The organism is Paenibacillus thiaminolyticus (genome assembly GCF_007066085.1).
Lineage (GTDB): Bacteria > Bacillota > Bacilli > Paenibacillales > Paenibacillaceae > Paenibacillus_B > Paenibacillus_B thiaminolyticus.
In genome coordinates, this window is record NZ_CP041405.1 from 3,573,182 (window position 1) to 3,594,932 (window position 21,751).

Below are 21,751 nucleotides of genomic sequence, written 5' to 3' on the forward strand. Positions count from 1 at the left end.
TTTATATATCAATTTTTAAATTGATACCATAAATACTATTTTTTTGAGTATTTTCAAGGTAGTTTTTTAGGGAATCTTTTTTAGGAAAGGTAATGTCAAGTTCTTTTAACAAATTAACTACTAGGAAGGTTGTGAGTGTATCAGGCACAGGTGTGACACCATAAAGAGGAAAGGAGCCGTTCTCTAGTTGGATGGATTTTATATATCTAGAAACTTTATTTTTTTCGATAATAAAAGGGTTGTTTTCAAATAGATTATTTAATTTTAAAGCAGTGTCGTACTTTTCAGTGCTTTCTTGTTCCTCATTGTATAAAGCTAGTAGGTGATTTATAAATCGAGCATAATTTGAATAATTTTCTGGTTTATAATCATCTATGTATATATTATGTTCAATTTCTTTAGCCAAATATATTATACTTCCCAATGAAATAAAATCTTCATTCTCTTCTTTTTTTATATTTTGAAGTAAACTATTTAACCATTGCTCTATTTTATTTTTATTTGGAATGCTATGACCAAATTGTCGGTAAATATCCGTCGCCATTTTTGTACTTAATAAATAATTTGTCTCCTTCATATTTTTATCTTGAGTATTATATAATAGAAAGTAACCGTCATTAGATTGCAAAGAATTAACAAACCTAATGATATTCGATGCCTTCTTGCTAGCTAATTTATTGGCTTCAACTGAATGAGTATATAACCATAAATCATATAGAGCTCCGTTATTTCCATCGTAAAAAAATTGCTCGACATCATAATTTTTTAATAAATCAGCATATGATTTGTCAAGTTCTTGATTACCAATTTTACTAATCGCCTGAGTAGTATAAAAAAAATCATATAAATCGATTTTGATTAAATCTGAATTTGCGTTACCGTTATTTACTTGTTTATAGTTTGAAAAGAAGATGATAATTCCCAACGAAAAAAATATAACCATAAGAAATGTTATCTTTCTTTTCATAATCGAACAACCTCTTAATCCCAATTATATAGTATTTCATCTTTTTCTCCATATATAGTAATGTTTGTTTGTAAGCTAATGCCATGAGTATCCTCATCGTGTACAATAATGTAACTGAATTGATTTGGACTTGTGTCTTTAATGACCTCTTTATTGCCAAATGTAACTACTATTCTTTTCATTTTTTCTTGGATACTTTTATCATTTACTCTGAGCATAACATAGGAGTATCCCCCGTCTGCGCCAAGCACCTCTACCGGCTTTTCCCTTCTTTTATGTGTGGTCAACGTCTTCGCATACTCGATTTTTCCGTTTCTGTTGAAAACACTATAGGAACCGATATAGATTTCCTTCTCATAAAAGATAAGAGCGGCAGGTTTATTCCGCTCATTTAACCGTTCCTCCGCCAATACGGTGATTCCCTCTGTAGCTACAATATGTTCTATCTGTGATTTTGTTATCACTTCATATTTATCTCTTCCAAAATAATCAACAAGCGTAATAATAAGAAGGATTAACAAAATCAAAGCCAGACAGATCACTAACTTACGATTCATTTATTTAAATGACCTCCATTTCTCTATCCGCCTTTACCTTACCATCATCATGGAAAGTTTTCAACAACTTTTCCCATTTTTTTAATTCATTATAATATTTATCATTATTATTACAGTATGAAAAAAAGAACGAATTGGCGATCACTTCAAAGAAAAAAGAATAACAAAAATTCACCCGATTTGGATCAATCCATTTCAGGAAATGCCTGCACCGGATGTGAATCCTGTCACCCGGCGCAGCGTCTACTATCCCGATTGCCGCCGGAACTGGCTCTGCACCAAGCCGTGATAGAAGCCCTGCTGCCGCAGCAGCGACTCGTGGCTTCCCTGCTCGATGATGCGCCCGTCCTCCAGCACGAGGATGCAGTCTGCCTGCTGAATCGTATTGAGGCGGTGCGCGATGATGATGCTCGTTCGACCCTCCATCAGCCGGTACAGCGCTTCCTGTATCTTCATCTCCGTAATCGTGTCGATGCTGCTGGTCGCTTCGTCCAGGATGAGAATCGCCGGATCCCCCAGCACCGCCCGCGCGATTGACAGCAGCTGCTTCTGGCCCTGGCTGATGCCGCTGCCGTCCTGGCTCAGCTCCGTCTCGTACCCCTGCGGCAGCTTCATAATGAATGAATGGGCATTCGCCAGCCGCGCGGCCTGCTCAACCTCCTCATCGGTGGCATTCAGCCGCCCATAACGGATATTGTCGCGAATGGTGCCCTGGAACAGGAAGGAATCCTGCAGTACGAAGCCCATATGGCTGCGCAGATTTTTGCGGTCTATGGCGGATAGCTCAACGCCGTCGAGATAGATCTGACCGCTGTCATAGTCATAGAAACGGCTGAGCAGTTGGGTAACCGTCGTCTTGCCCGCTCCGGTCGGCCCGACCAGGGCAATCGCCTGGCCGGGCTCCGCCCGGAAGGAGACGTCCCTTAAGGTGCGCCCGTCCTTCTCGTAGGCGAACGAGACATCCACGAACTCGATCTCCCCGCGCACCCGCTCCAGCCGGATCGCATCCCGCTCATCCTGCCCCTCCTCGCGCTCCTCCAGCACTTCAAATACCCGCTCGGCCCCGGCAATGGCGGACAGGAACGTATTGAACTGGTTCGCCAGATCATTCAACGGCCGGGTGAATTGCCGCGAGTACTCGGAGAAGATCACGATGACCCCGATCGAGACGAGCCCATGGAGCGCCAGCACGCCGCCCGCTCCCGCGATGATGGCGAAGCTCATATTGTTCAGCACGTTCATCAGCTTCGGAATGAAGCCCGAATACGTCTGAGCCCAATACCCGGAAGCCTTCAACCGTTCGCTCTTCTCGGCGAACTCCTGAATGACCTTCTGCTCCTGCGAGAAGCTCTTCACGATCTTCTGCCCCGAGAACGTCTCCTCGATGAACCCGTTTATATCCCCGAGGTTGCGCTGCTGCTCCTTGAAGAACCGTCCGGTCCGCCGCGTAATCCATCTCATGCCGAGGAACATAAGCGGCACGATCGTCAACGTGATCAGCGTCAGCAGCGGACTCAGCCACAGCATTATCGTCAGCATGCCGACGAAGGTCAAAATGCTGGAGGACAGCTGAATGAACGAACTGTTCAGCGTCTGGCTCACATTGTCGATATCGTTCGTAATCCGGCTCATCAGCTCGCCATGCTGCCGCTTCGTATAGAACTGCACCGGCAGCGTATGGAGCTTCCCGAACAGATCGGAGCGCATGGCGTAGACCGCCTTCTGCGCTACGCCGATCATCCAGTAGTTCTGCAGGAAGAGAGCGGCCGAATACAGCAAGTACACGACGCCGAGCAGGACGAGGATCAGCAAGAAGTTGCCGCCTTCCTGCGTCTTGATATAATGGTCGATCGCATACCCGACCAGGAAGGGACCGATCAAGCCAAGCCCGGACGTCAGCACTACCATAAGGAAAATAAGGGCCAGCATTCCTGTGTGGCCGGACATGTAACGCCATATGCGGATCAGCGTGCCTGACCAGTCCTTGGCCCGCGGCTTCTTCTTCGAAGGGCCGCCGGCCGCCGCTCCGACTCCGGCCCGGTCGGCAGCAGCTATGCCGGGCTTCTCCGGCAGCTTCAGCCTCAGCATGGAATCCCCTCCCCTCGCTCGAACTGGGACTGCACGATGCGCCTGTACAGTTCGCTGCGGCGCATTAGCTCGTCATGGCTTCCCTGATCCAATATGCGTCCGTCATCGATGAGAATAACGGCATCCGCCTGGAGGGCGGTGCTGATTTTCTGCGTAATAATCAATGTCGTGCAAGGATTGGCCCCCAATGCCTCCAGCAGCCGGGCCTCGGTCTTCACATCCAGCGCGCTCGTGCTGTCATCCAGCAGGAGCAGCTTCGGCTTCCGGATCAGCGCCCGGGCAATCGACAGCCGCTGCTTCTGTCCGCCGGACAGATTGATCCCCTTCTGCCCGAGCATCGTGTCATATTGGCGGGGAAGCTTCATAATCGTCTCATGAATCTGGGCGCGCTGCGCCGCCTCCATGACCTCCTCATCGGCGGCATCCTGCTTGCCCCAGCGGATATTGTCCCGCACCGTGCCGCTGAACAGCATGACCTCCTGCGGCACATAACCGATGTGGCGGCGGAGCGGCTCCATCGTCATGGAGCGAACATCCATCCCGTCTAGCAGGACGCGTCCCCCACTGACATCGTACAGCCGGGGAATCAGCTGGAACAGGGATGATTTCCCGGAGCCGGTCGCTCCCATGATCGCTACCGTCTCGTCCGGCCGCACCGTGAACGATACGTCCTGCAGCACCGGGGCCTCGGTATCCGGATAGCGGAAGGTGACGCGCTGGAATTCCACGCGGCCTTCGCTTATCGCCGCATCCGGATCGGCATCGGCCGCATCCGTCACGTCCACCTCGCTCTGCAGCACCTCGGCTATCCGCTGGGCGGACGCCTTGGCGCGCGACAGATTCATCATAATCATGGAGACCATCGACAGTGCTCCCGTAATCCGTGTCGTATAATTGACGATCGCCACGACTTCGCCGAGGTCGGTGCTGCCGATCTGTACGCCCAGCCCGCCATACCACAGGACAAAAAGAATACTGCCGTTCATCAGCAGCAGAAGGAGCGGGACCGTGAACTCAATCAGGCGCAGCGCAGCGACCGTCCGATCCATCAACTGCCCGTTCGCCTCCTCGAACCGTTCGACTTCATGCTGGTCGCGCACGAACGCCTTGATGAGCCGCATGCCGAACAGGTTCTCCCGCAACACCCCATTTACCCGGTCCAGACGGTCCTGCACCGAACGGAACAGCAGGAACGCCTTGTTCATCAGCCAGACGAGCAAGATGAACAGCACCGGCGTGATGACGGCCAGAATCAGCGCCAGCCTGAAGTTGACCAGCAGCGCCATCACGAGGCCGCCAATCATCATCAGCGGCGCCCTCATCATGATACGCAAGCTCATGAACACGACGTTCTGCATCGTATTCACGTCCGACGTCACCCGCGTAATCAGCGTCGCCGTCGGGAAGCGGCTGAAATTGGCAAACGAGAAGGACTGAATCTTCTTGAACAGGTACTTCCGGATGTCATGGCCGAAGTTCTGGCTGACATGCGCCGCATAGTACGAGTTGACGATGCCGCATACGAAGCCGAACAACGCCAAGCCGACCATCAGTCCTCCCCACTGCATAACCGCGGGAAGATGTTGAGCGACAATCCCTTCATTAATAATTCGAGCCATGAGCAGCGGGAGCCATAGATCCACGATCAGCTCTACCAGCATGAGCGCCAGCGCGAAGCTCAACGGGCCCCTGTAGGGCCGCAGAAATGATAGTATTTTCCTCATTCACACTCTCCTTCCCGAAGCCGGGGCGGAACCGTCATGTGCTGCGCAGTGCGCAAGGCAGTCCTGAACCGGTCCCTCGCCCGGAGATAAATCGATTATCGGTATCCCGTCTGCCGGCGAAGCGCTTCCATCGCAGCAGCTGACAGGCCTTCTCCGAGGGCTTGCCATCGCCTTCCGATCCCGATGAAGCCGCTATCCCGGCGCGCAGGATGATGCCCGCATGCCGCACAGCCGTGTCCGGGCACATTGTTGTACACTAAGGTTTAACTCATTCTAGCATAGATTGGGAATCTAGCTCGACCATATGTGAAGGATTTCATATGATTGGGTAGATTTTCACTTGAGGCTGTATCAAAAGTAGTTTTTACTGCCCGCTTGAGCAAATTATGGGCAAGAGAAAGCCGCCTGACCTCGAGGCTGACTTTGGACAGGCCTCGAAGCAGGAAGCGTCAGAAACTAAAAAGGGGCCGATGATTCCTGCACAGATGCAGGAATTTTCACTAGTTCAGCTGGTATCTGATGCCAATCCTGTAAAAGTGCATCATTTTCGCCGATTTTTGCTCTCTATCCGCTGCCATGGCTTCAATTCCTGCAGTTTTGCAGGAACTCCTGTGATGGAGGGAACGCCCCAAGGGAATGCTGTATGTTTACAGTTTTTTCGGCAAGCCCCGCGGCAAGAAGCAGAGTGGGCTGTCTCACTGCAGAAGTGAACGGCTTTTGGGACAGCCCCTTTGCCTTGCCCGGGGCTGCCGTTCCGTGTCTCGACATCGCTTTTTATCTTCGCCTAATGCCTAATAGAGATCGATGAAGCCGCCAACTTTTCCAAGCCGCCATCCCGGTTCCGTCCACTCCCCCACACTCTTCTCTCTTCTCTAGCATATTACTGTGACAGGATACAAGAAGACAGGCTCTCACTCACTCTATCAGAGCATGTGAGATCCGCAGCCTCGTTATCCCGCAAGCATCTCCAGAAGAGGAGGATGAGATTTGAAGCGAAAATCGATTCGGCAGCTATTGGATGGCTACAAGAAGAAGCAATTTTCTCCTGTAGAAATTACCCGTGAATATGTAAGGGAAATCAAAAATCGCGACCCGGTATATAACGCCTATATTACGGTCACGAAGGAACACGCGCTGCGGAAGGCGAAGCGTCTGGAGAAGAAATGGAACCGCGGCAAGAACGCCGGGATGCTGTTCGGGATACCGCTGTCTTATAAAGACAATCTGGCAACCAAGGACGTCCGTACGACGAACGGTTCCGGGATTTACCGCAGCTTCATTCCCGTTCGAACCGCTGCCGTTATCCGCAGGGCGAACAAGGAGAATGCGATCATGCTGGGCAAAAATAATATGCATGAATTCGCGCTTGGGATCACATCCAACAATCCGCACTATGGACCGGTCCGCAACCCGTGGAACATCGAATATTCTCCCGGAGGGTCCAGCGGCGGTTCGGCAGCGGCGGTGGCCGGCAATATGTCCGTCGCCTCCATCGGTACGGATACCGGCGGTTCCGTGCGCATTCCGGCCGCTTCCTGCGGCATAGCCGGACTGAAGCCAACCTACGGAACCCTTCCGACGTCCGGCGTTGATTTCGTCTCGTGGACAATGGATCATGCCGGTCCGCTTGCTGCCAACATGGACGATCTGGCGATAATTATGGACGCGCTCACCCGCAAGGACTACTCCCGCTATCTGATTGCGAATATTCGGGGCATGCGCATTGGCGTCCCGATCAATTTTTTCAATGAGCATATCGAGGAAGAGACACTGCGGCTGTATCAGGCAGCCCTGGCGGCTCTCGGGATGCTCGGCGCCGTGCTGGTCGATGTCGATACTTCGTTCCTATATGGGTACCAGGAATGTGGGCTGACCATTGCCGCAGCCGAAGCCGGATATGTCCACCGCGACGATATCGCCTGCTGTCTGATGGAGATGGGGGCCGACGTGCGCGCGATACTGGAATCGTCGCTCGAGATTACGTCCCTCCAGTACATTACCGCGCTGCACAAGAAGGAAGAGTATACGAAGGCGTTCAAACGAATTTTCAAGCAGGTCGACGTACTGGCCACGCCGACGCTCCCAATCCCGCCGCGCCGCATCGGGGTCGAATCCGTCACGTTCGGCTCCTATACCGAGAACATCTTCGATGCGATGACCCGTTATACGGAGATTTTCAATATGACCGGGATGCCGGCTCTTACTCTGCCTTGCGGCATTACAGAGCAGGAGCAGCTTCCGGTCGGATTGCAGCTCATCGCCGATCATCACCGGGAGGATCACCTGATCCGGACCGGTTATTCGTATGAACAGAGCGAACTGGGCGGCTATTATGTCAAGCGGGACCAGATCATCTCCGGAACTTGTGGCTTCTGAGCATGATCTCCCGTATGCGACAAATCCCCGGCCCAATGATGGACCGGGGATGCAATTAATGGCGGCGGATTAGCAGCCGGTAGCAGCCGGCCGCCCCAAGCCCGCAGCAGGCGATGACGATGCCCATCGGCACGGCCGTGTCGCTTCCTGCGATACCGACGAGCGGCGCAGCCGCCGAGCCAGCGATGAAGGGCAGCAAGCCGAGCATGGCCGAGGCGCTGCCGGCCGTCTTGCCCTGGTTCTCCATCGCGAGGGAGAAGCCGGCGGTATTGACGACCCCTGTGCTGGATACCGACACGAAAAGCGGAAGCAGAACCGACCAGAGCGGCCCGTGCAGCAGAATCGCGGCAAGAAGCGCGAGGCCCCCGCCGCAGGACAGGAACAGCCCAGCGATGAACAGCCGCATCTCGCCATAGCGCGCAGCGAGCCGCCCCGTAATCTGAGTGGCCACGATAAGGCCGAACCCGTTGAGCGCAAAGAACAGACTGAACGCTTGGGGCGATGCGCCATAAATATTTTGCAGCACGAACGGCGAACCGGAGATATAGCTGAACATGGCGGCAGAGACCAGTCCCTGCGTGCAGGCATATCCCATAAATTCCTTATCCTTGACAAGTCCCCCGAAGGTGGACAAGGTCGTCCGGACGCCGCCGGACGAGCGCCGATCCTGCGGATGGGTCTCCGCCAGCCCGAAGTAAGCCGCAGCGATCATAAGCAGGCCCAGTGCGCCAAGCACCGTGAACACGCCGTGCCATGACGTATATTTGAGCAGCTGGCTGCCGATGATTGGGGCGGCGATCGGCGCCAGCCCGTTAATGAGCATGAGCAGCGAGAAAAACTTCGTCAGCTCCGATCCGGAATACAGATCGCGCACCATCGCCCGCGCGATGACGATCCCGCCCGCGCCGGCCATACCCTGCAGGAAGCGCAGGGCGATCAAGCCCCACATCGAAGGAACGATGGCGCACAAAAAAGAGACGATGGCGTACACCGCCAAGGACGCCAACAGAGGAACGCGGCGGCCCCGCGCATCACTGAGCGGCCCCATGACCAATTGGCCGAGCGCCAGGCCAAGCAGGCACGCGGTCAGGCTGAGCTGGGTCAAGGAGGTACTTGCCTGCAGATCAGCGGCGAGCATCGGCAGCGACGGCAAATACATATCAATCGATAGCGGTCCGATCGCCGTCATCGAGCCGAGCACGATCGCGATCGCGAGTCTCCGCTTGTGCGGAGCGGCCGCCACGGAAGCATTCAGATTTGTTCCAGGATTCATGTATGACAACCTTTCTCAGTAAAATTGCAATTGTAACAATTATAGTTACAACTTGTAAGGGAATCAAGACTTGAATATTTCATATTTTGCATATAGAATCCATTGTATTCTTGAGCCCCGTCTGGCAATGGAACGGTTATCGGCCGCTCTGGCGGGCGCTGCAGCCGATCGTGAACAGCAGCAGGAACCCGGGAGCTGCATGGCGAAAAAAATAAAAATATCGAATAGAACGATTGGAGGGAGAGCCATACATGAAAACATTCCGAATCACCGAGGAACGGGTTCAGGACGATATCTACGCAGCGCAAGCCGAGACGGCGGATACCGAAGCAATTATGTCCTTGCTGCACCGCACTGCCGCCTGGCTGAACAGCAAAGGCTCGACGCAATGGAATGAACTGCTGCAGGGCGTTGATGTTCACGGAATGGCGGACTCCATCGCCAAGGGAGACGTATTTGTCTTCAAGCGCGGCAGTGATCCGGCCGCCGTCGTCATCCTGCTTCAGCAGCCGAGCGCCTGGGACAGGGAGCTATGGAGCAGCCTGGGCGAACAGGGCGAAGCGGGCCATGGCGAATCCATTTATTTGCATCGCCTGGCGATCGACCGCATCTTCGCCGGCAGCCAGCTGGGACATGCGGTGCTCCGCTGGGTCGAGACCGGCATCCGCTTCCCGGGCAAGCGGCGGCTCCGCCTGGACTGCAGGGCGGATGTTCCTGCCTTGAACGCCTTCTACCGCGCGGCGGGCTACACTTTTCAAGGCGAGATCCCGAAGGGCTATCTGTTGTTCGAGAAGGAGCTTCCCCCGCAATAACCTGCAGAACACCCGCTAAGGGTGTTTTTCTTTGCCCTGTCCGCCAGTAGAGTGCGTATTGGTTGGATTTGCTCCGTTGTTCGATCCGCCTCATTGTACGGTTATTCGCTGTAACTTGTTGGTTCGGATCGCTCATCTGATGCTTGGTCGGTTGTTAGATCTAACTGGTTGGTTCGGATCCCTCATCTGCCGATTTGTTCGGTAGTTCAATCTAACTTGTTGATTCGGGTGCTCATCCTATGCTTGTCCGGTTATTCGATGTAACTTGTTGATTCGGGTGCTCATCTGCTGCCTGGACGAATGTTTGATGTAACTTGTTGACTTGACTGCCCTTCTGCTGCTTGGTCCATTGTTCGATCTAACTTGTTGGTTCCATTGTTCGATGTACCTCATTGTTCGTTGGTCTAAATGTAACTAATCAGTTTGCTCGTTCTGCTTGTCCAACCTTCTGCTTTCATCCCGCTCCTCACCGCTCACCTTCCCCAAAGCTGCAAAAATACAGGATTTTCGTTTCCCGTCTCGTCCTCTAAAAAGAGTCCTGCAAAACTGCAGGAATTTCGGCCGTATCGCTTCAATAAAAGCAATAATCAGCCAAAATAATGGACTTTTGCAGCAATTTCAGCCAATATCGGCTCATAGCGCGTAAATTGCTGTACCAATGCAGGATTTCCCCGCCCTGACCTGCCCGCCCCGCCGTCATAGTCATCACCATCGCCATCGTCATCCATCACCCTCCACTTACTCCACCGCTCCCTTCCTCCCCGCTTCCACACTCAGCCCGATAAGAACAAAGCCCCCGAGACAACAAGTCTCGAGGGCTTTCCGTACGGGGGAACCACAATAACGCAGCCCCCTATATCCGCGACAGCAGCGCGGGCCGATCCAGTTGGTACAGGTTGCGGTAGCGCGGATACCGCTCCAGCAGTTCCGCATGCGGACCTCTCATCTCGATGCGGCCGTTCTCGATGAAGATGACTTCATCCATCTGCTCCACGCCGACGAGATGATGCGTAATCCACAGCAGCGACTTGCCCTGCAGCGCGGTGAACATCGTGGCCAGCAGAGCGCGCTCGGTCTGCGGGTCGAGCCCGACGGTCGGCTCGTCGAGAATGACGACCGGCGTATCCTGCAGCAGGATGCGGGCCAAGGCGATCCGCTGCCGCTCCCCGCCCGAGAAGCGCCCGCCCGTCTCCAGCATCCGCGTGTCATAGCCGTCCGGCAGCGAGTCGACGAGCGTCTCCAGGCCGACCTGACGGACGACCCGGCGGATGTCCTCGTCGGAGGCATCCGGGCGGCCCAGCCGGATATTGTTCGCCACCGTCGTGTCGAACAGATGCGGGCTCTGGTTCAAGACCGCAATCATCGCGGGGATATGCTCCCCATACGACGCCGCCGGAATACCGTTCAGCAACACTTGGCCTTCATCCGGCGCCAAGGCTCCCTGCACCAGCTTGAGCAGCGTCGATTTCCCCGCTCCGCTGCGGCCGATGACCGCAATTCGCCGTCCTTGCGGGATATCGAGCGACAAGCCATCCAGCGTCCAGGCGGCCGTCTTGTCATAGCGGTAGCGGACCTGCTCCAGCCGGATATGCGCCTCTCCGGACGCCAGGGCCGGCCGCAGCTCCGCCTCCGCCGCAGGACGAACGGGCTGGTCGCCCGCCGGAGCGTCCAGCTTCGCGAGCCGATCCAGCGAATCCTGGTACTGCGGCAGCTTCTCCACCGCATCCGATACCGGGAGGAAGCCGTCCATCAGCGGGAATACGACCAGGGTGAACGCCGCGATTAAGGTGGCGGCGATGCGCCCGTCCGCATATTGGCCCCCTGCCCAGCAGAGCATGAGCACCAGCACGGCCGCGACGACGCACTGCCCCAGCAGCATGCGAAGCCGGGCCCAGCCGTTCAGGCGGCGCTCCATGCGGGCGACGGATTGCTCGCCCTCTTCATATTCCGCCGTGAAGCGGGAGGTGCGCCCGCTAATGACCCAATCGCTCATCCCCATCACTGCATCGGTCAACCGCTGGTACAGCACGTTCCGCTCCTGCTTGATGCGGGTCTGCCAGGTGCGGGTAATCAGCAGAGACACCCAGGGCAGCACCGCGATCAGCAGGAGCAGCAGCAGTCCGATGAAGAGGGCGAACGGCAGATCGAACCAGCCGAGCGCCGCGATGCAGGCAGCATAGGCGACAAGCGCCACCGCGCCCGGGAACACCGTGCGCAGGTACACATTTTGCAGCTGCTCGATATCGTCCGCCAGCGTGCTGAGCAGATCTCCCGTCCGGAAGCGGGAGCGGAGGAACAGCGCCTGCGGCTCCAGGATGCGGTACATCCGCTCGCGCATCTGGGATAAGATGCGCAGCACCGCATCATGACCGACCAGACGCTCGACATAATGGACGACAGCCCGCCCGATGCCGAACGTCCGGACAAGCACGATAGGCACGTAGACGAGCAAAATATTTTCCGGACGCAAAGCCGACTTCGAAATGAGATAGCCTGACGTGAAGGTCAAGGAGGAGGCGCACAGCACCGTCAACACGCCCAGGGCGATAATGACAGCGAAGCGTCCGGCATAGCGCCGCATATACGGCATAATCCAGCCTTCGCGATTCATAGCGTATCCTCCCCTTCCATGCGGATCATGTCGTAGTAGGCCCCCCGCTTCGCCAGCAGCTCTTCATGAGTCCCCGTCTCCGCCACCTTGCCGTCCTGCAGGACAATAATCCAGTCCATATCCGGCATCCAGTGCAGGCGGTGCGTGGCCAAGAAGACGAGCCGATCACGGAATAGCTCCAGCATTGTCGACTTCAACTCATATTCGGTCTCGATGTCCAGATGCGCCGTCGGTTCATCGAGCAGCATAATCGGCCGGCTGCTCAGAAATGCCCGCGCCAGCGCAACCCGCTGCTCCTGTCCGCCGCTCAGCGAGCGCCCGCCATTGCCGATGCGTTCATCCAGCCCGTTCGGCAGCTGATCTGCCAACGCGCCCAGCCCCGCGGCAGTCATCGCCCGCCCGACCTCGTCATCGTTCGCGTCCGGCGAATAGAAGCGGACGTTATCCGCCAGCGAGGAGCTGAAAATATACGGATGCTGCGGGATGTACGTCGTCTGCTTCCGCCAGTCCTCGCCGGTCAGCGACGTCCGCTCCTGTCCGTCCACCCGGATCGTCCCGGCGGTCGGATGCAGGAAGCCGCCGATAATATCGATTAGCGTCGACTTGCCGGCGCCGCTTGCGCCGATGATCCCGACCTTGCGGAAGCCTTGAATCTCCAGATCAATCTCCTGCAGTGAGGACGGGCCCTCCTCCTCATGCCGCATCCCGATGCCGGTCATTCGCAGCAAGCTGTCCTGCGTCCAGGCCGGCAGCGCCTGCGAGGCAGGGGCCTCCTCGGACTTCGCTCCCGCGCGGATAATGGACTCCATCGCTTCGCCCGCTTCCTTACCGTCCAGCGTCGCGTGATAATCGGCCCCTACCATGCGGACCGGAAGGAAATATTCCGGCGCCAAGATAAGGATGGTTAGCGCGGTAACGAGCATCATCTCCCCGTTCACGAGGCGCAGCCCAAGGCTGACCGCCACGGATGCGACGGACAGCATCGTGAAGAAGTCCAGGGAGAAGGAGGACAAGAAGGCGACACGCAGAGTCCGCATCGTGGCCGAACGATATCTGTCGCTGACCTTGGAGACGGTGGCCCCGTGCGAGCGGCTGCGTCCAAGGAACTTGAGCGTCTCCAGACCTCGCAGCGAATCGACGAAATGATTCGACAGCTGCCGGTAAGACGCCCACTGCTTCTCGGTCTGCTTACGCGCGGCCAGACCGACAAGAATAAGGAACGCGATGAGAATCGGCATCGTCACCGCCAGAATCAGGGCGGCGACGATATCCTGGGTCGCAATGTACGCGAGGATAAGCACCGGCGTCACTGCGGTCCCGATCATGCGGGGTAGGAACAGCTCCATATATTTGCGGAACTTCCCGACCCCTTCGAGCACAAGCGTCACTGTCGTGCCCGTTCCCTCTGTCCGGGTATGCCGCGGCCCGAGGCGGAACAGCGCCTCCAGCAGCTGGCTCCGCAGGCTGGCGCCGGTCTTCTCGGCGAATCGGTAAGCCACTTGCTGCTGCAGCAGTGCCGTCATCTGGCGCACGAGAAAAGCAAGCAGGAACAGCCCGATCTTGCCGGCTTGTTCCTGCCATGCCGCCCCGGCGAACAGGGCGGATATTGCTTCTGCCAGCCAGATGGCCAGCATAATAATAGATAGTGTGTGCACCAGGGCAATGGCGGTCAGACTGGCAAGAACCGGCTTGATCCCTTGGTAGCCGAACAGATTCTTGCCCATTAGTATTCGAGATGCTGCTTCTCGTTCACGCGCTTATGGAAGACGAAGTAGCTCCAAATCTGGTAGCCAAGCACGAATGGCAGCAAGGTTACCGCTACGATCGTCATCACTTTGAGCGAATAAGCGCCCGATGCCGCATTATGAATCGTCAAGTCGAATGCACTGTTGATGGAGCTGATCATCACCCGCGGGAACAAGCCGATAAAGACGGATGCGATCGACAGCAATATAATGCCTCCGGTCATACCGAACGCCCAGCCGTCCTTCTTCTGCTTCATGAAGTAGCCTGCGAGCAGGAAGACGATCAGGCCGAGGACGGCAACGACAGCCAGGATGGCGCCGCGAACCTCGAACACATCGGTCATGAAATAGGTCATGACCGCGAACAAGACGAGCAGAGCGGCGAGCGGAATCATCAGCTTCCGGGCAAGACGGCGTGCGCGCGCCTGCAGATCGCCCTCCGTCCGCAGCGTTGTGAACATGAGGCCGTGCACGAGGCAGAGCACCGTGACAGTAATGCCGCCTACTAATGTATAGAGATTCACCATGTCGAACAGACCCGCGTTCATCTCCATCTGCTGATCGATGGGAAGACCCTTAATCAGCCCGGCGAACACGACGCCGAACAGGAACGGAGGCAGCAGGCTGCCTACGAAGATAGCCAGATCCCATGTTTTCTTCCAACGCTCGCTGTCCACCTTGCCCCGGAATTCGAAGGCGACGCCGCGCACGATAAGCGCGAGCAGCAACGCGACGAGCGGCACATAATAGCCGCTGAACAAAGTCGCGTACCAGTTCGGGAAGGCGGCGAACATCGCCCCGCCGGCGGTCAGAAGCCAGACCTCATTGGCATCCCAGAATGGGCCGATGGAATTGATTAGCACCCGGCGCTCTCCGTCGGTTCGCGCCAGGAATTGAGTCGACATGCCAACCCCGAAGTCGAAGCCTTCGAGGAAGAAAAAGCCGACGAACAACACAGCGACAAGAACGAACCATAATTCATTGAGTGAGAGCATGACGTTCCTCCTTATCGAATGGATCGTGAGACACGTGGACAGTAACATCCTCGTTAGGTCCTTTTTTGATAACGCGTACGAACAGGTAGACCAGCACGATAGCCAACACCGTGTAAATGGTGGAGAAGGCAATCAGGGAGAACAGCACCGAGCCTCCCGATACGCTAGGCGAGATACTGTCTTCCGTCGTCATCAATCCGAATACGGTCCATGGCTGACGGCCGATCTCGGTCATAATCCAGCCCGACGTATTGGCAATGAACGGCAGCGAGATGGCATACAGCATGAAGCGCATGAACCAGGTGTTCTTCTGATCCAGCTTCTTGCGCGCCATCAGATATACGCCGTACAGGCCGAGCAGAATCATCAGCGAGCCGGCAGCAACCATGATGCGGAAGCTCCAGAAGGTCGTGCGCACCGGCGGAATATAATCGCCAGGTCCGTATGTTTGCTCGTATTCAGCCTGCAGCTCCTTCATCCCGCGGACTTCCCCGGAGAATTTGCTGTAGGACAGGAAGCTAAGTAAGTATGGAATCTTCACTTCCATCTGGTTCTCTTGCTTAGCCGGATCGATAGCCGCGATAACCGTCCACGGCGCAGGATCCGGACTTGTCTCCCACAAGCTCTCGGCTGCCGCCATCTTCATCGGCTGCGTATGCACCAGATACTGTGCTTGCTGGTGGCCGAAGATCGCGACCAGGAACGACGAGATCAAGGCAACAACGATACCCAGCTTGAAGGATTTTTTGAAAAACTCAAAGTCTTGGCGGCGCAGCATCTTGTATGCACTGACACCCGTAATAAGGAAGGCGCCTGTCGCAAATGCGCCCAGCACCGTATGCGGGAATTCCACCAGCAGCTGGCCGTTCGTAATCAGCGCGAGGAAATCATTCATCTCGGCCCGGCCATTGTTAATTTCGAAGCCGACTGGACGCTGCATGAACGAGTTGGCAGCGAGAATCCAGAAGGCGGACATCGTCGTTCCGATAGCCACTAGCCAGATGCACAGCAAGTGCACCTTCTTGCTCAGCCGCTCCCAACCGAAGATCCAGAGCCCGATGAACGTAGACTCCATGAAAAAGGCTAGCAGCGCTTCGATGGCAAGCGGTGCGCCGAACACGTCCCCGACGAAGCGGGAGTAATTCGACCAGTTCATGCCGAACTGGAATTCCTGAATGATACCGGTCACTACGCCGACGGCGAAGTTGATGAGGAACAATTTGCCCCAGAACTTGGCCATTTTCTTATACTCTTCATTGCCCTTGACGACGTACATCGTCTCCATAATGGCGATAAGCAGCGCCAGCCCGATGGATACCGGGACGAAGAAGAAGTGAAAAATCGTCGTCGACGCAAACTGGATGCGTGATAAGATTAGCGTATCCATTTTTTCGTTCCACCTTTCTTTATTATGCGGGAGTTCAAAAAGGTCCGTTCGGTTTTCAGCCTTTCAGTACCTTTGTGAACATCCTCTTTTGAGGCCCTGCCGTACGCTTCGGGCAGCCGTCTTCGCCCTACGCGCATGGCATAAGCCGTTGACTGCGATACGAGGAACAGCTCGATCAATGACAAACGTTACAGGACTCAGTGTTATTTTGTCAGATGGACACGCGGGCTAATGTGATTTTTATCACATCTTATCAGAATAGAGTGAGCAAATTGCGAACTTTGTGCCATTGTTCACAAAAGCTTAAAAATTAAACTTGAGCTGGAAGAGAAAAGGCATAGCATTACCGCAAAAGGAAGCGGTTGATATCTACTTTTTCTTTATCTTTTTCCATAAAATACTATTAAGAAATGTGCAAAAAGAGGCCTTGAGAGCTACATCAATGAATTAAGTTGATCAGTAATAAGAACACAAAATAGCCGCGAGGGATCGCGGCCAAGTCACGTCAAAAATATAAAATTTTTATTCCAACGACCTAACTTACTTTAGAAATTTCCACGGTCAAAATAAACACCAACGCAAAAAGGATTAACATCCAAATCCCCACATTCAAATTTTTTCTAATCTCGAACATACCAATAATCCAAAGCATGGCGGTGATCGAAACCATAACCCGGAAGTGCGAACTAGGCGTATTTGTGATAATCCCTTCTATGGCAGGCAAAAGAACGATTGCTAGTGCTACATGATACCAAAGCGGCTTTTTGTTCATAATCCCTTCCCTTGGCTAATTGTTGGTCTATATCCATTGTAGCAAAACTCCAGGAAAATTCCAGAGTCTGTAAATAAACCGACCACCCCAAAGACGACCATGCATCCCGGGAGTGGACGGTTATCAGCCGGTTCAGTTAGGGATTTTTCTTGCCGATCTCCACAACCGTGCCGCTCTTGATTGCATTGGCCGGCCGATCCTTGTGATACAGCCAATAGGGCGGCGTATCCGTCACTTGTTCAATCCGCAGGCGGAATTCCTTCTTCGGCAGTTGATCCCACTCGATGATCAGCATATTGCCATCGACGGCAATACGCTCCGGAGGAACGAATGTCCCCCCCTCTTCGGTAATAAGTTGCAGGCTGCCGGGAAGCTTGGCGGAGGACTCGTCGATTCGCTTCTGGAACGAAATGAGCGTCTTATCATGCCGCGGACGGGCAACGGTGACCGGAACGGGCGCTTCCTCATACATGTACTTGCCGATATGATATTCATAGGCCGTCCACGTAAGGAATCCCATCTTCGCGGCCTCTTGGCCGAACGAGTCGTACCAAGCCCGGTCCTTCACCATGGCCAGCGACGATCCGATGTCGGCCTGTACGCCAAGCGGAATGTTCGGATGAACGGCGCGAATCTGATCGGCGAAGCGCTGATAGCTGCGGATATACTGCGGCGGAAGGGCGTCCTGAGGCTTAATCCAGTCGGGCCAATGCGTCTGCAGGATATGCAGATCGGGCCGGACCGCCGCTATCATCTCTGCGGCATCGAGGCCCTGCATCTCGCGCAGCGTATCCACGGAATCCGGGCCGGCGTCAATCGCGAGCGACCAGGTCGCGACGAGAATATCCTTTCTCGCGTCCCGCACCCCGCCTGTCCCGTTCATCAGTTCATCGAGGAAGCGGTTGACAGCCTCGACCCGGAACTCGATCCAATCCTCGTACAGCTCGACATTCGTCAGATAGAAGTCCGGATCGTCCGGATCGGTGAAATTCGGAATACGGTCATGCCCATACTGTTCACGGAAGGCCGCTTGGGCCAGCGGACCGACATCGCCGTACACGCCGCGATCGATGCCGTCCCATTCCGGAAAGTATGGCTCTGCAACTTCAATGCCGTCGAACGGGATATCCCGGACCAGGCCGGCCAGCTTCTCCTTCTTCCACTGCGCATAAGCTTCGCTATGCGGGGAGAAGCGGTAATACCCGTCATTGACCGGGGTCAACAGCTCCATCTGCCAGCTCGGCCAATCGGCGGGAAAGCCTTCGACAGAGTACGATCCGTTGCCGAGGACGAGCGCCCAGACGAACAGCCCTCTCTCCTGAAAAGCCTCGACAAGCTCGCGGTTAACTTGGTTCTCATTAACGACGAAATAGCGGACGGACTTGTACCCGTTCTGCACAATCTCATCGGCGATGCTCGCTGCCGAGCGATTTTGATAATAACGGAACCCCGGATCGACCTGAATGGTCGGGCCCGATAAGGCCGAAGCCTTGCCTGTGCCGAGAGCTGCTCCTGCTCCCTGTTCCCCTTGCTCGGCGGCCTGCCCGCTGCCGGAAGGGAGCACATAAAAGAGAACGGTTAGAGCGGCCAAGCAAATGCCCGCTTGGCGGTACCATCCCCGCTGGCGAAATCGGAACATATTGAACACCTCCTCTAACGGATCTCCGGCTGCTCCCTGTTCTGCAACTACGGCAGTTCGACCCACTCATTGGGCCGCTTGGCCGCCAGCAAGCCATACTCGATGATGGTGATGACGGCGACGGTCTGGGCAGAAGGAACCGTGACCTGCCCCGACTCGAAGAAGGCAACCAGATCTTGAATGAACAATTGAAAAAAATCCGATTCCGGCTTTAGGATTCGGCAGTTCCCCGAATCGTATGCAACCGCGGTCGTGAACGGACAATCGCCGCCCAGGTGATGCATCGTCGCCTGCCGGCCATCCTTGAATTCGATCAGGAGCGCGGGGGCATTCCTGGTCCCGATGAACATGACGCGCTTCGCTTCCGTTCCCATCAGCGAGACGATCGGTTCGATCTGATGGATCGAGTAGTTCTCGAACGCGCCGGGTCCCCAACTGGATACGGCCTCGATTCCCGCGCGCTCTGCCCCAACATATTCGGCAGCGAACCGCAAGGCCGACGAGGAGTACATCGGCGTCCCGTGCCGGGCCGCGCGCTCGAACAGGCGCAGCGCCGTCGCCCGATCCGGGGCGAAGGTCTTGTCGATGTACGTCGGCTTTCCCGAGGCCAGCGGCAGCTGGGCGAGCGCTTCGTGATGCTCCGGATTGTCAGGCGACAGCACGATGAGATAATCGCTCTCCGCCACGACCTCCTCCACCGTATGGCGCAAGGCGATGCCATGCTTCCCGCACCATGCCGCGTTGCTCAACCCGCGTTCGGCGTCCTTCATGCCGTAGGCATAAGCAACCTCCATCGTTCCGCCGGAAGCGGCTCGAATCCAGTCCGGGTATTTGTTCGCATGCCATTCGTCCAAATAATAATCGATGAACCCGATCTTCTTCATGCCCGTGCTCCCTCTTTCACGAATGAGATCTCCCGCCCTTGCTCCGAAGAATCATAGATGGCCTGAATCATTTTGGCCGTCAGGATGACCGTATTAATATGGGACGGCAGTCGCTCGCCAGACTTGACGCAGGCGAGGAAGCTGTTGATCTCGTTCCGGAAATGATCGGTCTTCGCGAACTTCGGGGTGCTCTCCAGCAGAGCGCCATGCTTGGCGCTGTAGATCGTGAACTCGGCGCCATACTGCAGCCGGATTCCCGCCTTGTCCCCCAGGAAGTCGATATACATCTCGTCGACCCCGATATTTTGCGCCCAGGCGCCATTGACCGTAATCGAAGGCCCCGCTGTCCGGATCATCGCCGTGACGAAATCATCGACGTCGTATGTCCCCTCATAATTGGGCGGCCCTGCCCACATGTTGAGGTAGGCGTAATTTTTCATATCCTTGCCCAACTTGCAATAGGTCTGCCCCGTTACCGTCTGCGGCTCCGGATCGCCTGCGCAATACATGACGATGTCGAGAAAGTGCACGCCCCAGTCAATCAGCGCGCCCCCGCCAGCCACAGCCTTGTTCGTGAAGTCGCCCCCCAGTCCGGGAATCGAGCGGTGCGCACGGAAGCTGACGTACACATGGTACAGTTCGCCAAGTTCTCCGTCCTCGATCATCTGCTTCATCATATTTACTCCCGTGTTGAACCGATTCACGACGCCGATATTCAGCGTCATCCCGGTCTCATGCTGCACCTTCTGCATCTCCAGCGCTTCCTCGTACGTGCGGGCGGCCGGCTTCTCGCAGAGCACATGCTTCCCTGCACGCATGCAGTCGATCGCAATCGGGGCGTGCCAATGGTTCGGGGTACATATGGAGACGGCTTCGACGTCCGGATCGTCCAGGATAACGCGGTAATCTTCAATCGCGATGCCGCAGCCATATTTCTCGACCGCTTGCTCCGCCCGTTCTTTGCGAATATCGCAAAAATATTTGATCTCAGCATCCGAGTTGGCAAGATACGCCGGAATGTGGGCGCTGTTGGCAATTGTTCCGCAGCCGATGATCGCGACGATGGTTTTACTCATTTCGACATCCCTCCTATTATTTGAAGCCGGTTAAGGCTGAACCGGATTGCATGAAGTATTTCTGGCCGAAGAAATAGAGAAGAATCATCGGTACCGCCATAATCGTGGAAGCCGCCATCAGCTTCTCCCACTGGGCCCCGTGATCCTGCTGGAAGCTCTGCAATCCAACGGTAATCGTCCATTTGGCAGAGTCATTCAGATAGATGAGCGGCCCCATAAAATCAACATAGGACCAGACAAAGGAAAACAAGGCCACGGTGACCAGGGCAGGCTTCAGGATCGGCAGGATAATCCTCGCGTAAATGCGAAGCTCGGAAGCCCCGTCAATCTTCGCCGCCTCGGACAGCTCCGCCGGCACCCCCATCAGGAACTGGCGCAGCAGGAAGATGAAGAACGGCGCCCCGAAGAACGCTCCGATCGTAAGCGGGAGAATCGTATTCACCCAGCCCAGCTTCGTAAAAATGATATACTGCGGAATCATCTGCACCTGTGCCGGCAGAATCATCGTGGCGACCACGATCGAGAAAATGATGTTCCGCCCGCGCCACGGAATTCGGGATATCGAATACGCCACCAGCGGGGCCGAGAACAATTGCCCGATAATATTCAGGGCGCAGATGAGGAAGGTGTTCATCATATAGCGGGTGAACGGAATCGCCTCGAAGGCCGCTTTATAATTAGACCATTGAAAGGTCTCCGGCCAAATGCGCGGAGGAAGTTGAAAGATCTCGTCCGGCGTCTTCAACGAGGTCATCACCAGCCACAAAAACGGAAACAGAAAGAGGATGGAGAACAGAATCAGCACGGCATGAGGCAAAATATGCTTCCGCAGCCGGATCGCCATC

The 21,751-nt window shown here is 55.2% G+C and carries 19 protein-coding genes; 3 read left to right on the forward strand and 16 right to left on the reverse strand.

What is annotated here, in order from left to right; all coding sequences use genetic code 11:
* Position 1: 1 nt before the first annotated feature.
* The 5 genes from FLT43_RS15875 to FLT43_RS29365 all read right to left on the reverse strand — a co-directional run bounded on the left by FLT43_RS15875 (position 2) and on the right by FLT43_RS29365 (position 5,593).
* The gene (locus FLT43_RS15875; RefSeq protein WP_087440446.1) at positions 2-967 is read right to left on the reverse strand and encodes a hypothetical protein; all 966 of its coding nucleotides are present in this window, start codon (positions 965-967) and stop codon (positions 2-4) included.
* A gap of 14 nt (positions 968-981) precedes the next feature.
* Positions 982-1,524 carry a hypothetical protein gene (locus FLT43_RS15880; protein ID WP_087440445.1) on the reverse strand — a complete coding sequence of 181 codons (543 nt, stop codon included), beginning with the start codon at positions 1,522-1,524 and terminating at the stop codon, positions 982-984.
* A 246-nt stretch (positions 1,525-1,770) separates the two neighbouring features.
* Complete coding sequence (locus FLT43_RS15885) at positions 1,771-3,612, reverse strand: ABC transporter ATP-binding protein (RefSeq protein ID WP_087440444.1); 1,842 nt, start codon at positions 3,610-3,612, stop codon at positions 1,771-1,773.
* Entirely contained in the window at positions 3,606-5,336 is a 1,731-nt protein-coding gene (locus FLT43_RS15890; RefSeq protein ID WP_087440443.1) for an ABC transporter ATP-binding protein, read from the reverse strand. Before FLT43_RS15890 ends, FLT43_RS15885 begins: the two co-directional genes overlap by 7 nt.
* A gap of 95 nt (positions 5,337-5,431) precedes the next feature.
* Entirely contained in the window at positions 5,432-5,593 is a 162-nt protein-coding gene (locus FLT43_RS29365) for a hypothetical protein (protein ID WP_164776415.1), read from the reverse strand.
* Positions 5,594-5,722: 129 nt separating this feature from the next.
* Here FLT43_RS29365 and FLT43_RS29370 point away from each other — a divergent pair, with 129 nt between their 5' ends.
* Together FLT43_RS29370 and FLT43_RS15895 are read left to right on the forward strand one after the other, a co-directional pair.
* On the forward strand, positions 5,723-6,046 hold the full coding sequence (locus FLT43_RS29370; RefSeq protein WP_087440441.1) for a hypothetical protein: 324 nt from the start codon (positions 5,723-5,725) through the stop codon (positions 6,044-6,046).
* Between the two features lie 277 nt (positions 6,047-6,323).
* Positions 6,324-7,712 (forward strand): amidase, encoded by a 1,389-nt coding sequence (locus FLT43_RS15895; protein WP_087440440.1) that lies wholly within the window; start codon positions 6,324-6,326, stop codon positions 7,710-7,712.
* Between the two features lie 55 nt (positions 7,713-7,767).
* Here the strand turns inward: FLT43_RS15895 and FLT43_RS15900 are convergent, their stop codons facing one another.
* Positions 7,768-8,985, reverse strand: coding sequence for a multidrug effflux MFS transporter (locus tag FLT43_RS15900; RefSeq protein ID WP_087440439.1), 1,218 nt, complete (start codon positions 8,983-8,985; stop codon positions 7,768-7,770).
* Positions 8,986-9,236: 251 nt separating this feature from the next.
* Between FLT43_RS15900 and FLT43_RS15905 the strand changes: the two genes are divergently transcribed.
* On the forward strand, positions 9,237-9,797 hold the full coding sequence (locus FLT43_RS15905) for a GNAT family N-acetyltransferase (protein ID WP_087440438.1): 561 nt from the start codon (positions 9,237-9,239) through the stop codon (positions 9,795-9,797).
* Positions 9,798-10,368: 571 nt separating this feature from the next.
* Here the strand turns inward: FLT43_RS15905 and FLT43_RS29375 are convergent.
* The 10 genes from FLT43_RS29375 to FLT43_RS15950 form a co-directional block, all read right to left on the reverse strand.
* Complete coding sequence (locus FLT43_RS29375; protein WP_164776413.1) at positions 10,369-10,521, reverse strand: hypothetical protein; 153 nt, start codon at positions 10,519-10,521, stop codon at positions 10,369-10,371.
* A 129-nt stretch (positions 10,522-10,650) separates the two neighbouring features.
* Positions 10,651-12,408: a thiol reductant ABC exporter subunit CydC gene (cydC, locus tag FLT43_RS15910; RefSeq protein WP_087440437.1), complete on the reverse strand. Its 1,758-nt coding sequence runs from the start codon at positions 12,406-12,408 to the stop codon at positions 10,651-10,653.
* Positions 12,405-14,132, reverse strand: a complete 1,728-nt coding sequence (cydD, locus tag FLT43_RS15915; protein ID WP_087440436.1) for a thiol reductant ABC exporter subunit CydD — start codon at positions 14,130-14,132, stop codon at positions 12,405-12,407. The genes cydC and cydD overlap by 4 nt, the downstream gene beginning before the upstream one ends.
* Entirely contained in the window at positions 14,132-15,148 is a 1,017-nt protein-coding gene (gene cydB / locus FLT43_RS15920) for a cytochrome d ubiquinol oxidase subunit II (protein WP_087440435.1), read from the reverse strand. Before cydB ends, cydD begins: the two co-directional genes overlap by 1 nt.
* Complete coding sequence (locus tag FLT43_RS15925) at positions 15,132-16,535, reverse strand: cytochrome ubiquinol oxidase subunit I (protein ID WP_087440434.1); 1,404 nt, start codon at positions 16,533-16,535, stop codon at positions 15,132-15,134. The genes cydB and FLT43_RS15925 overlap by 17 nt, the downstream gene beginning before the upstream one ends.
* Before the next feature lie 535 nt (positions 16,536-17,070).
* On the reverse strand, positions 17,071-17,307 hold the full coding sequence (locus FLT43_RS15930; protein ID WP_087440433.1) for a hypothetical protein: 237 nt from the start codon (positions 17,305-17,307) through the stop codon (positions 17,071-17,073).
* A gap of 136 nt (positions 17,308-17,443) precedes the next feature.
* Positions 17,444-18,946: an N-acyl-D-glucosamine 2-epimerase gene (locus tag FLT43_RS15935; protein ID WP_087440432.1), complete on the reverse strand. Its 1,503-nt coding sequence runs from the start codon at positions 18,944-18,946 to the stop codon at positions 17,444-17,446.
* Positions 18,947-18,993: 47 nt separating this feature from the next.
* Complete coding sequence (locus FLT43_RS15940; RefSeq protein ID WP_087440431.1) at positions 18,994-19,830, reverse strand: Gfo/Idh/MocA family oxidoreductase; 837 nt, start codon at positions 19,828-19,830, stop codon at positions 18,994-18,996.
* Complete coding sequence (locus FLT43_RS15945) at positions 19,827-20,906, reverse strand: Gfo/Idh/MocA family protein (RefSeq protein ID WP_087440430.1); 1,080 nt, start codon at positions 20,904-20,906, stop codon at positions 19,827-19,829. Before FLT43_RS15945 ends, FLT43_RS15940 begins: the two co-directional genes overlap by 4 nt.
* A gap of 16 nt (positions 20,907-20,922) precedes the next feature.
* Positions 20,923-21,750 (reverse strand): carbohydrate ABC transporter permease, encoded by an 828-nt coding sequence (locus tag FLT43_RS15950; protein WP_087440429.1) that lies wholly within the window; start codon positions 21,748-21,750, stop codon positions 20,923-20,925.
* Between the last annotated feature and the right edge of the window lies 1 nt (position 21,751).

Bases quoted from the DNA above. Each gene is read 5' to 3' on its own strand.
- FLT43_RS15905 (WP_087440438.1), top strand. From the start codon at position 9,237: ATGAAAACATTCCGAATCACCGAGGAACGGGTTCAGGACGATATCTAC.
- FLT43_RS15885 (WP_087440444.1), bottom strand. From the start codon at position 3,612: ATGCTGAGGCTGAAGCTGCCGGAGAAGCCCGGCATAGCTGCTGCCGAC.
- FLT43_RS15945 (WP_087440430.1), bottom strand. From the start codon at position 20,906: ATGAGTAAAACCATCGTCGCGATCATCGGCTGCGGAACAATTGCCAAC.
- FLT43_RS15875 (WP_087440446.1), bottom strand. From the start codon at position 967: ATGAAAAGAAAGATAACATTTCTTATGGTTATATTTTTTTCGTTGGGA.
- FLT43_RS15950 (WP_087440429.1), bottom strand. From the start codon at position 21,750: ATGGCGATCCGGCTGCGGAAGCATATTTTGCCTCATGCCGTGCTGATT.
- FLT43_RS29370 (WP_087440441.1), top strand. From the start codon at position 5,723: ATGGGCAAGAGAAAGCCGCCTGACCTCGAGGCTGACTTTGGACAGGCC.
- cydC (WP_087440437.1), bottom strand. From the start codon at position 12,408: ATGAATCGCGAAGGCTGGATTATGCCGTATATGCGGCGCTATGCCGGA.
- FLT43_RS15925 (WP_087440434.1), bottom strand. From the start codon at position 16,535: ATGGATACGCTAATCTTATCACGCATCCAGTTTGCGTCGACGACGATT.
- FLT43_RS29375 (WP_164776413.1), bottom strand. From the start codon at position 10,521: ATGACGATGGCGATGGTGATGACTATGACGGCGGGGCGGGCAGGTCAG.
- FLT43_RS15880 (WP_087440445.1), bottom strand. From the start codon at position 1,524: ATGAATCGTAAGTTAGTGATCTGTCTGGCTTTGATTTTGTTAATCCTT.
- FLT43_RS15890 (WP_087440443.1), bottom strand. From the start codon at position 5,336: ATGAGGAAAATACTATCATTTCTGCGGCCCTACAGGGGCCCGTTGAGC.
- FLT43_RS15935 (WP_087440432.1), bottom strand. From the start codon at position 18,946: ATGTTCCGATTTCGCCAGCGGGGATGGTACCGCCAAGCGGGCATTTGC.
- cydB (WP_087440435.1), bottom strand. From the start codon at position 15,148: ATGCTCTCACTCAATGAATTATGGTTCGTTCTTGTCGCTGTGTTGTTC.
- cydD (WP_087440436.1), bottom strand. From the start codon at position 14,132: ATGGGCAAGAATCTGTTCGGCTACCAAGGGATCAAGCCGGTTCTTGCC.
- FLT43_RS15940 (WP_087440431.1), bottom strand. From the start codon at position 19,830: ATGAAGAAGATCGGGTTCATCGATTATTATTTGGACGAATGGCATGCG.
- FLT43_RS15930 (WP_087440433.1), bottom strand. From the start codon at position 17,307: ATGAACAAAAAGCCGCTTTGGTATCATGTAGCACTAGCAATCGTTCTT.
- FLT43_RS15900 (WP_087440439.1), bottom strand. From the start codon at position 8,985: ATGAATCCTGGAACAAATCTGAATGCTTCCGTGGCGGCCGCTCCGCAC.